Origin of the sequence: Syntrophotalea sp. (genome assembly GCF_050253115.1) — a bacterium.
In the GTDB taxonomy this organism is placed as follows: Bacteria; Desulfobacterota; Desulfuromonadia; order Desulfuromonadales; family Syntrophotaleaceae; genus Syntrophotalea; species Syntrophotalea acetylenica.
On record NZ_JBFWJQ010000087.1, the window covers coordinates 1 to 10,880 of the forward strand.

Below are 10,880 nucleotides of genomic sequence, written 5' to 3' on the forward strand. Positions count from 1 at the left end.
CGCTCCGAACATTTTGCAGAACTTCCTTGACGACAGGAGGATCCTATTCCTGTTCAAGGGACTGGAGCACTTCAAGAATGGGCATTCCCGAGCGAAACAGGACAAGCATTTCCTGATTGAACAACAAAAACCTTTTCTGCGGCCAACGGTTTTGACGAAGCGGCCTGAATAACGCAACAGGCAAAAACACGCGTCGCATCTGAAAAACGCAACACCCCTCCTCCGCCAGGCTTTCCTGGAGTTCGAACCGGTTGCGGGCGTGGCAGGAGCGATAGACAACCCGTCCGTCAGATGTACCGATCTTGCAGATAAAAAGGGCCATGGTTGACAAAAGTGTACCACAGCCAGGTAAAGATAAAATCAGGTGCCTGAAAACAGAAGAGGCATCGCAAATTGCGATGCCTCTCGTTTTATGGCGGGGCTGACGGGACTCGAACCCGCGACCTCCGGCGTGACAGGCCGGCGTTGTAACCGACTCTACTACAGCCCCTTTTGTGTATTTGTGCAGGCGCCAACGCGCCAGTGTTATGGTGGGCGAAACAGGGATCGAACCTGTGACCCTCGGCTTGTAAGGCCGATGCTCTCCCAGCTGAGCTATTCGCCCGTTTTAAATGGCGGGGCTGACGGGACTCGAACCCGCGACCTCCGGCGTGACAGGCCGGCGTTGTAACCGACTCTACTACAGCCCCGTATTTTTTCCGCACTAAAATAGGAAACGTCTTCGGCCTCAGGGAAGAGTGGGTCTTATTGCGACCGGGCGTTTCCTATGCGTATCTTCGTTCAGCAGTCTATTTCCGTTATCAGTTAACGGAATCTTTCAGCGCTTTGCCAGGTTTGAACTTGGGCACCTTCGCGGAGGGAATGTCCATTTTTTCACCGGTCTGCGGATTCTGGCCGACACGGGCCGCACGCTCACCGACGCTGAAAGTCCCAAATCCGACCAGAGCCACCTTTTCACCAGCTTTCAGAGCATCCGTGATGACATCGGTAAACGCTTTGATGGCTTTTTCGGTATCGGCTTTGCTGAGCCCTGCTTTTTCAGCCATTGCATTGACAAGATCGGCTTTGGTCACAATATACCTCCACTTTTAATTGAAAGATTTGGTGCCGCTGAAAGTGCGATACTTATATCAGAACTCGAAAAACAGTGTCAAGGGATTATTTCTACTTTTTTGCTAGTGACAAACAGGCCCATCGACACCGAGAGACTGGTCTTTCACCGGACTTGCGGGTGCGAGAGGCGCGGCCATCCCGAGCGCCTGGTCAAGGACCTCGTCCATGTGCGAGACAGCCACTATTTCCAGAGCTGAAAGAATGGCCTGCGGCACGTCTTCGAGATTCTTCCTGTTTTCGGCGGGGATCAACACGCGCTTCAGCCCTGCCCTTCTGGCAGCCAGCAACTTTTCCTTGAGACCTCCGATGGCCAGCACCCGCCCACGCAGTGTGATCTCTCCCGTCATGGCCAGGTTGCGGTCGACTTCCCGCCCGGTAAGCGCGGAAGCCAGCGCGGTCGCCATGGTGATCCCGGCGGAGGGCCCATCCTTGGGAATGGCGCCTTCGGGAACATGAATGTGAATGTCGATTTTATGATAAAACTCCCTTTCCAGCTGGAGAGCCTGCCAGCGCGACCGCACGTAGCTCAATGCGGCCTTGGCGGACTCCTGCATGACGTCGCCCAGCTGTCCGGTTACGATAAGCTTGCCGTGTCCCGGAAGCACCGAGGTCTCGATGGTGAGCAACTCCCCGCCGACCTCGGTCCAGGCCAGGCCGGTGACAAGACCGACACTGCTTTCCTGCTCCCTGACCCCGTACTCGTAACGGTGAACCCCGAGATAGCTTCTGACCGCTTCTTCATCGATATTGAAGTTTTGTTTTTTGTCTTTTGACAAAACCACCTGGCGCGCAACTTTCCGGCAGATATTGGCAATTTCCCTTTCGAGGTTTCGCACCCCCGATTCCCGGGTGTAGTGCCGGATGATTCGGTAAATGGCAGCATCGCAGAAGCGAATCCGCAAGGGGTCCAGCCCATGCCCCTTGACCTGTTTGCCAACCAGATATTTTTGCGCGATGTTGACCTTCTCGTCTTCCGTGTAGCCTTCCAGGCGGATAACCTCCATCCGATCGAGAAGAGGCCTTGCGATACCGTGCAGGCTGTTGGCGGTAGCGATGAACATCACGTCGGACAGATCGTACTCGATCTCCAGGTAATGATCGCCGAAGGTGGCATTCTGTTCGGGGTCGAGCACCTCGAGCAATGCCGATGAGGGGTCCCCCCGGAAGTCGCTGCTTATCTTGTCGATCTCGTCGAAAAGAAAAACCGGATTTTTAACCCCGACCTTGCGCATGTTCTGAACAATTTTCCCGGGCATGGCGCCGATGTAGGTACGCCTGTGCCCGCGGATTTCCGCCTCGTCACGCAACCCCCCCAATGAAATACGGGCGAACTTTCTGCCAAGGGAGCGGGCAATCGATTTGCCGAGGGAGGTCTTGCCAACGCCGGGCGGTCCCACCAGACAGAGAATCGGCCCCTTGATCTTCTTGACCAGTGCCTGTACGGCAAGGTACTCGAGAATACGCTCCTTGACCTTGTCCAGTCCGTAATGATCCGCTTCGAGAATGCTCTCTGCATAGACCATGTCGCGACGGTCCCGGGTTTTTTTGGTCCAGGGCACGGAAACCAGCCAGTCGATATAGTTCCGCACGACGGTCGCCTCCGCCGAACTCGGAGACATCATGCGCAATTTGCGCAATTCTCCCAGGGCGCGCTCTTCGGATTCCGGCGACATGCGCGCATCCTTGATGCGTGTCTCGAGTTCAGCCAGCTCGACCTTGAAATCGTCATTCTCGCCGAGTTCTTTCTGGATGGCCCGCATCTGCTCGTTAAGATAGTATTCCTTCTGACTGCGCTCCATCTGCCCTTTGACCCTCGAACGGATCTTCTTTTCGATTTCGAGGATTTCCACCTCACGGGCAAGCAGTATGACGAGCCTGTCCAGACGCTCCGTCGGATCACAGACGCTCAGCAGTTCCTGTTTTTCCTGCACCCTGAGACCGAGATGCGCCGCCACCGTATCGGACAGCCGTCCGGGATCCTGTGTGCCGGCGACAGAGGCAGCGACCTCGGTCGGAATCTTTTTACTGAGAGAGACGTAGGACTCGAAAAGCTCGCTGACGCTACGCAGCAACGCCTCGAGTTCCGAATCTTCCGCGACGTCCTCGTCATCGAGCCGGGTTACGGCAACCTGAATATGATTTTCCTCGGCGTTCCAGCTGTCGATGCGCGCCCGGACCTGTCCTTCAACCAGCACTTTGATCGTGCCGTCCGGCAGCTTGAGCATCTGTACGACCTGCGCCAGAGTGCCCACTTCGTAGACATCCTCCAGACAGGGGTCGTCGACCTGCGGATCCTTCTGGGTGGCAAGTAAAATCAGCTTATCCCCTTCCATGGCGGTTTCAAGCGCACTGATGGACTTGTCACGCGCTACGAACAGCGGCGTAACCATGAAAGGAAAGATCACAATATCGCGCAAAGGCAGCAGCGGAATGCCGCTGCTGCCTGTGGGTGTGTCCTGTATAGTCATTATGGATTCAGCTTCTCCCGGTAATCGCACCTGCAAGTGGTCCTAGGCCGATTCCGCGCAATCGTAAACGATAATAGGCTTGCCTTGCTGGCGAATGACATCTTCGTTGATAACCACTTCCTTGACCCGGTCCTGGGAAGGGATGTCATACATGACGTCAAGCATGGAGTTTTCGATAATGGACCGCAAACCGCGGGCGCCGGTTTTGCGCTTCAACGCCTCCTCGGCCACCGCGACCAGCGCCCCGTCGGTGAACTTGAGCTGCACTTTTTCCATGTCGAAAAGTTTCTGGTATTGCTTCACCAGCGCATTCCTCGGTTCCTTGAGAATGCGTACCAGAGACTCTTCATCGAGTTCCTCGAGGGTGGCGATCACCGGCAGGCGTCCCACGAATTCGGGAATCAATCCGAAACGGATCAGATCCATCGGTTCCGTAAGGGCCAGAACTTCGCCGATGCCCATTTCTTTTTTTTCCCTGATTTCGGCGCCGAAGCCCATGACCTTGCTGCCACTGCGCTGTTTGATGATGCCGTCAAGCCCGGAAAAAGCCCCCCCGCAGATGAACAGGATATTGGTCGTATCGACCTTGAGAAACTCCTGCTGGGGATGTTTCCTTCCGCCCTTCGGAGGGACACTGGCCGTCGTGCCTTCGATGATCTTGAGAAGCGCCTGCTGCACCCCTTCGCCGGAAACATCCCGTGTGATGGAGGGCGAATCGGACTTGCGCGCAATCTTGTCCACTTCGTCGATATAAATGATGCCGCGCTGCGCCTTTTCAAGATCGTAATCGGCGGCCTGCAGCAGGTTCAGAATGATGTTCTCCACATCTTCGCCGACATACCCGGCCTCGGTCAGATTGGTGGCGTCGGCAATGGCAAAAGGCACGTTCAACAATCTTGCGAGGGTTTGCGCCAGCAGCGTCTTTCCGCTGCCCGTGGGACCGAGCATAAGAATGTTGCTCTTCTGGATTTCCACCCCGTCGCTGCTCTGAGCGAGTTCGACCCGCTTGTAGTGATTGTACACGGCAACGGAAAGGATCTTCTTGGCCCGCTCCTGACCAATGACGTATTCATCCAGAGCGTCTTTAATTTCGGACGGGCGCGGCAGCCGTTTAGGCCCCGGTTCGCCTCCCCCTTCCAGCTTTGCTTCTTCTGCAATGATGTCCTTGCACAGCTCGATGCACTCATCGCAAATGTAGACATCGGGTCCGGCAATAAGCTTCTTTACATCGTCCTGCCCTTTCCCGCAGAAAGAACAAGTCAGATATCCGGACTTTCCATCACGATCGCTCACATAATCCTCCGTGCTAAAAAGTTCAGGTTTTTCTCTTCACTATGTCGTCAACGATACCATACTTTTTAGCTTCCTCGCTACCCATGAAAAAATCACGTTCCGTATCGGCGGCGATTTTTTCCAGAGACTGTCCCGTATGCCTGGCGAGCACGCCGTTGAGCGTTTCCCGCAAACGCAGGATTTCCTGGGCGTGGATATTGATATCGGTGGCCTGCCCCTGGAAGCCGCCCCACGGCTGATGAATCATGATGCGGGCATGCGGCAGGGCAAAACGCTTGCCTTCGGCGCCGGCGGCAAGCAGCACGGCACCCATGCTGGCGGCCTGTCCCACACAAAGGGTGGAGACAGGACAACGCACATACTGCATGGTGTCGTAAATGGCCATACCCGCGGTCACTACCCCGCCGGGAGAATTGATGTAGAGAAAGATCTCCTTCTCGGGATCCTCGGATTCCAGAAACAGCATCTGGGCGATGATCAGATTGGCTACCTGGTCATCGACAGAACCGCCAAGGAAGATAATCCGGTCCTTGAGCAGGCGGGAAAAAATATCGTAGGCCCGCTCGCCCCGGCCTGTCTGCTCAACTACCATGGGGATAAGACTCATGGAATCACTCCTCCATCATTGCGGATTTTTCGAGGGCTTCCTTGTCAACCATCTCGATTTTGGCCTTGCCGGTCAGAAAGGCCACCACCTTTTCCTCGGCCATCTGCGAAACCAGACTGCGCCGCCGTTCGTCGCTGCTGTAGAAATTCATCACCGCTTCGCGGGGGGCACCGCTGGTTTCGACGATTTCATCCAGTTTGTCCTGGATTTCGTCTTCTTCGATCTTGAGATTTTCCTGGATGGCAATCGCTTCCAGAATCAGGCTGCCCTTAACCTGCCTGATGGCAAGATCGCGGTAGATGTTTTTGAAGGATTCGGCGGTGATCCCCATATCCTCAAGGCGCATCCCCTGGGACTGCATGCGATTTTTGAGGTTTTCCAGCATGAAATCCAGCTGCGAATCCACCATCGCATCGGGCAGGTCAAAAGGATTTGCCTGAATCAGGGCCTGTATCATCCTTTCACGAAATTCCTTTTCAATACGATCCTGTTCCTGTTCCTCGATGCTTTCCCGAATCTTGGTTTTGAGATCCTGGATGCTCTCCAACCCCGCTTCCTTGGCAAAATCTTCATCCAGTTCGGGGAGGATTCGTTCCTTGATGTCATTCAGCCGGACCTTGAAAACCGCAGCCTTGCCGGCGAGATCCTGGTTCCCGTAGTCTTCCGGAAAGGTCACCTCGATGTCTTTTTCCTGCCCGCACTCAATTCCGGCCACCTGGTCCTCAAAACCGGGAATGAAACTGTTTGAGCCGAGTTCCAGTTCATGATTTTCGGCCTTACCGCCCGCAAAAGCCTCACCGTCGACAAAGCCCTCGAAATCGATCACGGCGATATCACCCATCCGGGCAACGGTGCGTTCGCTCTTTTCGACCTTGGAGCGGCTTTTGCGCATCTGCTCCAGTCTCTCTTCAACGACCTTGTCGTCGACGGAGAATGTTTCTTTCTTGAGTTCGAGACCCAGATAATCCTTCGCTTCGATTTTCGGACGAACCTCGACATGGGCCTCGTAGGTGAACGCCTGCCCGGCTTTCAGCAGGCTGTTGTCCACGATTTCAGGGACGGAAACAGCATCGATCTTCTGTTCGACCAGGGCTTTGAAAAAGGTTTCGTTAACCAGTTTTTCAAAAACCTGCGCCTCCACGGAAGGTCCGAATTGCCGCTCAAGAACATTGCGAGGCACTTTGCCGGGACGAAAACCGGGAATTTTTGCGGTTTTGGCCAACTTGGCGAATGCTTTGCCAAATTCGACATCAACCGTTTCGGCGGGAATTTCAAAGGAAAGCTTTTTCTTGACGGCGTTGACATCTTCAACTTTAACATTCATTGCTATTACCTCGCGAAAAATAATTGGCGATTCGTTACATCAATTCGTGAATTCAGTCGACCGTACCGCCGGCTCCCCGATAAATTCCCGGAAGACCGGCAGCGTATTCCGACACGTCCACACCCCTGTGTTCAGGGGCATCAAGGGGGGTTGCGAATCTGAATGGTGCGAGAGGGGGGAGTCGAACCCCCACGGTTGCCCGCTGGATCCTAAGTCCAGTGCGTCTGCCAGTTCCGCCACTCTCGCAAATCGTGAAGCCGGCGCTTGCCGCGGTCGTCATCCGACGTGGAGGCTTATCCCCTGATTGCGGCACCGGGCAATTAAAACAAAAAGCCCGTCACTCGTCAACCGGGCCAGATCCCTGGGATCCGGCGCCCTGGTCAAACGGCAGACGGGCATGGTCGATAAATGGGGTGAGTGAAGGGGCTCGAACCCTCGACAACTGGAGCCACAATCCAGTGCTCTACCAACTGAGCTACACCCACCATGAAAGCGGCGGAATTGTACTTAACCGTCACACACTTTGTCAAACAATTTTTTCCGGTCCCGGCTGCCGCCTGACGGCCCCGCCGTTGCCTCACTGCCGGCCCGGTAACATCCCCCGCGGCCTGACCACTCGATAAATCAGCCCAGGCACCACGATCGGAGGCCAGGAATATATGCCAAGGGCAAGGTGAAGTCAACAAAAAACAAACATCTCGAACCTGTGTTCATGAGTCCTGGCTTTCCTGCGGAAAACCCACGGTATCCATCCGTGGTTTCCGCATGAACGGGATGCTGGGACTAATTCCGGTGGAAGCGCGCAGCGGATGGGGAAACGCCTGCCGAAACAAGGGCCCGAGCTGGGTAAGCGGAGAATTTCCTTGATAAAGTAAATGACGATTTCTATAATTGCGCATTTAAGGCTATTCAATGGATCGGAAAACAAATGTCCCTGTTTATAAGCCTCGAAGGCATTGAAGGCTGCGGCAAGACCACGCAGATTAAAGTTCTGGCCTCCCGGCTCGAAGACCTCGGGATCAGGGTATTGGTTACCCGTGAACCCGGCGGCTGTCCCATTTCCGACCAGATCCGGCAGATTCTCCTGAATCCCGGCAACAACCTGCTGGTAGCTAAAGCCGAGCTGCTTCTGTATGCGGCGGCACGGGCGCAACATGTGGATGAAATCATCGCTCCGGCGCTTCAAAAAGGCGCCATCGTCCTGTGCGATCGCTTCAGCGACGCGACTCTGGCCTATCAGGGATATGGTCGCGGACTTGACCTGGAACTCATCCACCTGTTGAACGATGTGGCGGCCGGGACCTGCCGTCCGCATCTCACCCTGCTGCTGGACATGCCCGCGGAGCAAGGCATCACCAGAGCCCGGGCGCGCAACGCCGCCAGTGCAGGACCGGACGAAGACCGCTTCGAGCAGGAGGCGCTGGCCTTTCATCTCAAGGTCCGCCAGGGTTACCTGGAACTGGCGCGCCGGGCACCCTCCCGCTTCAGAATTATCGACGCAGACGGTACCCCCGAGCAGGTTGCCGACCGCATCTGGCAGGTCACTTCGGCAATGGCCATGGCGGCAGGGAGGGCCTGATGTTCAACAGGATTCTGGGGCACCAGCAACAGAAAAACCTGTTGCAAAGAGCCGTCTCTTCGGGGCGGTTGCCGCACGCCTATCTTTTCGAGGGACCCGAAGGTATCGGCAAGCGCCTCGTCGCCCTGGCGCTGACACGCATGCTGTTTTGCGCCTGCGGCAACAGTTGCGGCAACTGTCCGGCCTGCCACAAGATAGACCATCATAATCATCCGGATCTCCATCTGCTCGGGCCGGACGGAGCATCCATCAAAATCGAACAGATCCGTGCCCTGCAGAAGGAATTGTCCTACCGGCCGCTGGAAGCTTCCCACAAGGTATGCATTATCGACGGCGCCGAAAAGATGAATCCCGCCGCCGCCAACGCCTTGCTCAAAACCCTGGAGGAACCGCGTCCGCAAACCCTGATAATTCTGCTGACCCCGGCACCGGATGCGGTGCTGCCCACGATCCGGTCACGCTGCCAGCGGCTGCCCTTTTCCCGCATCCCCAGGGAAAAACTGCAGGAAGTGCTGGCCGCGCAGCTGAACCTCGACGATATCCAGTCGCATGTTTTGGCAACGTTGTCCGAAGGCAGTTTCAAAAAAGCCCTTGGCAAGGACCGTGATCTGTACCTGCAGCGGCGCAGGGAACTTCTTAAACAAATCGCAGGGCTCAGCCCGGGGAGCATACTTCCCCTGCTCCAGCTCGCTCAGGACATCGCCGAAGAAAAAGATCTTGTTTTCGATATCCTCGAAATCATTCAGGCCTTTTACAGGGACCTGCTGCTGCTGAAGCACGGATGCACAGCCGAGGAACTGGTGAACATCGACATGCTGGAAACCCTCGAGCAGGTGTCTCGCAGGGAAGACATCATTACCATCGTCAGAAAACTCACCGCCCTGCTGGCTTCACGACGACACCTCGAAAGGAACGTCAACCGACAATTGGCAATGGAAGTACTGCTGCTGCAACTGGTGGCCTGAACCGTTGCCTTACAGGAATACAGCAACTTATGACTAGACTCGTTACCATAAAATTTCGCACCGCGGGAAAACAGTATCACTTCAATGCCGGGGAACTGGAACTCTCACCGGGACAGGCGGTCATCGTCGAAACGGAACGCGGCCGCGCTCTTGGCACCGTCGTAACCCCTCCCCGGGAGGTTACCGAAAACGAAACACCGGAAAACCTCAAAAAAATCCTTCGCGTGGCAACAACCGAAGACATCGCACAGGCGGAAAATTCCGCGGCCAGAGAAAAAGAAGCCTTCCGGTTTTGTCTCGAACGCATTAAATCCCGGCAGATGGACATGAAGCTTGTTCGTGCGGAATATCTGTTCGACGGCTCCAAGATCATTTTTTTCTTCACCGCCGACGGCAGAATCGATTTTCGCGAACTGGTCAAGGATCTTGCGCATTATTTTCATACCCGCATCGAAATGCGTCAGATCGGGGTCCGTGACGAAGCGAAGCTTATCGGCGGCATTGGCATCTGCGGACGCTCCCTTTGTTGCTGCACGTTTCTCACGGACTTCGTGCCGGTTTCGGTGAAAATGGCCAAGGAACAGGGACTGGCCCTCAATCCCAGCAAAATATCCGGGCAATGCGGACGTCTGCTGTGCTGCCTGAACTACGAATACAAAACCTACCTTTCCCTCAAGCAGCAATTGCCCAAATGCGGGAGACAGGTAAAAATCGAAGGCCAGGAAGGGGAAATCGTCGGGCAGAACGTTCTGGACCAGACCATAACCGTTAAACTCGATGAAAATCAGCAGGTCGAAGTCCCTCTGGACAAAGTGGAGATTTCGGAGGCCAGAGAAAAGTCATCCCCGCCCGAGGAGGCTCCCGCGTCCAGAAAACGTTCCAGAGGATCTTCGCGGCCACGAAAAGGCCCGCGATCCGGCGATGACGCCAAAACCGCCCGCAGCGAAGAACAAAAACCGGCTCAGACCTCATCTCCTGCACCGCCGGCCGAAACCAAGCGCCGAGAGGGAAAACCCGTGCGCCGTGGCGGAACGGCGCCGCAGGAAAACGAGTCGGGCGCACCCAAAAGGCCCAGGAGAAAAAACCGTCCCAGGAACCGCTCACCCAAAAATCCGCCTTCAGGAGATAAATCATGAGCCAGCGCTTTTATGTGACCACTCCCATCTACTACGTAAACGACGTGCCTCACATCGGTCATGCCTACACCACCGTCGCCTGCGACATGCTGGCCCGCTACAAACGCGCGCAGGGCAATGAGGTCTTTTTTCTTACCGGCACCGACGAGCACGGACAGAAAGTCGAAAAAGCTGCGCAGACCAAGGGGGAAACACCCCTCGAACTGGCTGACCGGGTGGTAAAGCGCTACCAGGCATTATGGGAAAAACTGAATATCTCCCACACCGACTTTATCCGCACCTCACAGGAGCGGCACAAAAAGGGCGTCTGCAACCTGTTCGAAAAACTGCTGGCATCCGACGATATCTACCTTGGAGAGTACGAGGACTGGTATTGCACGCCCTGCGAAACCTTC

The 10,880-nt window shown here is 55.5% G+C and carries 9 protein-coding genes and 5 tRNA genes; 4 read left to right on the plus strand and 10 right to left on the minus strand.

Going from position 1 to position 10,880, the window contains the following annotated elements; genetic code table 11:
* Window positions 1–413: 413 nt before the first annotated feature.
* From AB7E65_RS09490 to AB7E65_RS09535, 10 genes are all read right to left on the minus strand, one after another.
* Window positions 414–490: transfer RNA gene (locus AB7E65_RS09490), tRNA-Asp, on the minus strand.
* Window positions 491–528: 38 nt separating this feature from the next.
* Window positions 529–604, minus strand: a tRNA-Val gene (locus AB7E65_RS09495).
* Between the two features lie 8 nt (window positions 605–612).
* Window positions 613–689 (minus strand) — tRNA-Asp (locus AB7E65_RS09500).
* A 111-nt stretch (window positions 690–800) separates the two neighbouring features.
* Window positions 801–1,073 carry an HU family DNA-binding protein gene (locus tag AB7E65_RS09505; RefSeq protein WP_072287616.1) on the minus strand — a complete coding sequence of 91 codons (273 nt, stop codon included), beginning with the start codon at window positions 1,071–1,073 and terminating at the stop codon, window positions 801–803.
* A 102-nt stretch (window positions 1,074–1,175) separates the two neighbouring features.
* Window positions 1,176–3,581 carry an endopeptidase La gene (lon, locus tag AB7E65_RS09510; protein ID WP_320361060.1) on the minus strand — a complete coding sequence of 802 codons (2,406 nt, stop codon included), beginning with the start codon at window positions 3,579–3,581 and terminating at the stop codon, window positions 1,176–1,178.
* Between the two features lie 42 nt (window positions 3,582–3,623).
* Entirely contained in the window at window positions 3,624–4,874 is a 1,251-nt protein-coding gene (gene clpX, locus AB7E65_RS09515) for an ATP-dependent Clp protease ATP-binding subunit ClpX (protein WP_072287614.1), read from the minus strand.
* A 22-nt stretch (window positions 4,875–4,896) separates the two neighbouring features.
* Window positions 4,897–5,481, minus strand: coding sequence for an ATP-dependent Clp endopeptidase proteolytic subunit ClpP (gene clpP / locus AB7E65_RS09520; RefSeq protein ID WP_072287613.1), 585 nt, complete (start codon window positions 5,479–5,481; stop codon window positions 4,897–4,899).
* 4 nt (window positions 5,482–5,485) lie between these two features.
* Window positions 5,486–6,805 (minus strand): trigger factor, encoded by a 1,320-nt coding sequence (gene tig, locus AB7E65_RS09525; RefSeq protein ID WP_072287612.1) that lies wholly within the window; start codon window positions 6,803–6,805, stop codon window positions 5,486–5,488.
* A gap of 163 nt (window positions 6,806–6,968) precedes the next feature.
* Window positions 6,969–7,051, minus strand: a tRNA-Leu gene (locus tag AB7E65_RS09530).
* A gap of 163 nt (window positions 7,052–7,214) precedes the next feature.
* A tRNA-His gene (locus AB7E65_RS09535) sits at window positions 7,215–7,290 on the minus strand.
* Window positions 7,291–7,733: 443 nt separating this feature from the next.
* Here AB7E65_RS09535 and tmk point away from each other — a divergent pair.
* The 4 genes from tmk to AB7E65_RS09555 all read left to right on the plus strand — a co-directional run.
* Window positions 7,734–8,384, plus strand: a complete 651-nt coding sequence (tmk, locus tag AB7E65_RS09540) for a dTMP kinase (RefSeq protein ID WP_072287611.1) — start codon at window positions 7,734–7,736, stop codon at window positions 8,382–8,384.
* Window positions 8,384–9,349, plus strand: a complete 966-nt coding sequence (gene holB, locus AB7E65_RS09545) for a DNA polymerase III subunit delta' (RefSeq protein WP_320361058.1) — start codon at window positions 8,384–8,386, stop codon at window positions 9,347–9,349. The genes tmk and holB overlap by 1 nt, the downstream gene beginning before the upstream one ends.
* A gap of 29 nt (window positions 9,350–9,378) precedes the next feature.
* The gene (locus tag AB7E65_RS09550) at window positions 9,379–10,485 is read left to right on the plus strand and encodes a PSP1 domain-containing protein (RefSeq protein WP_428745762.1); all 1,107 of its coding nucleotides are present in this window, start codon (window positions 9,379–9,381) and stop codon (window positions 10,483–10,485) included.
* Window positions 10,482–10,880 (plus strand): class I tRNA ligase family protein (locus AB7E65_RS09555; protein WP_428745763.1); only part of this gene is annotated, 399 nt, incomplete at its 3' end. The genes AB7E65_RS09550 and AB7E65_RS09555, both read left to right, overlap by 4 nt.

Coding starts and splice junctions, on each gene's coding strand:
- tmk (WP_072287611.1), top strand. CDS start 7,734: ATGTCCCTGTTTATAAGCCTCGAAGGCATTGAAGGCTGCGGCAAGACC.
- holB (WP_320361058.1), top strand. CDS start 8,384: ATGTTCAACAGGATTCTGGGGCACCAGCAACAGAAAAACCTGTTGCAA.
- lon (WP_320361060.1), bottom strand. CDS start 3,581: ATGACTATACAGGACACACCCACAGGCAGCAGCGGCATTCCGCTGCTG.
- clpP (WP_072287613.1), bottom strand. CDS start 5,481: ATGAGTCTTATCCCCATGGTAGTTGAGCAGACAGGCCGGGGCGAGCGG.
- tig (WP_072287612.1), bottom strand. CDS start 6,805: ATGAATGTTAAAGTTGAAGATGTCAACGCCGTCAAGAAAAAGCTTTCC.
- AB7E65_RS09550 (WP_428745762.1), top strand. CDS start 9,379: ATGACTAGACTCGTTACCATAAAATTTCGCACCGCGGGAAAACAGTAT.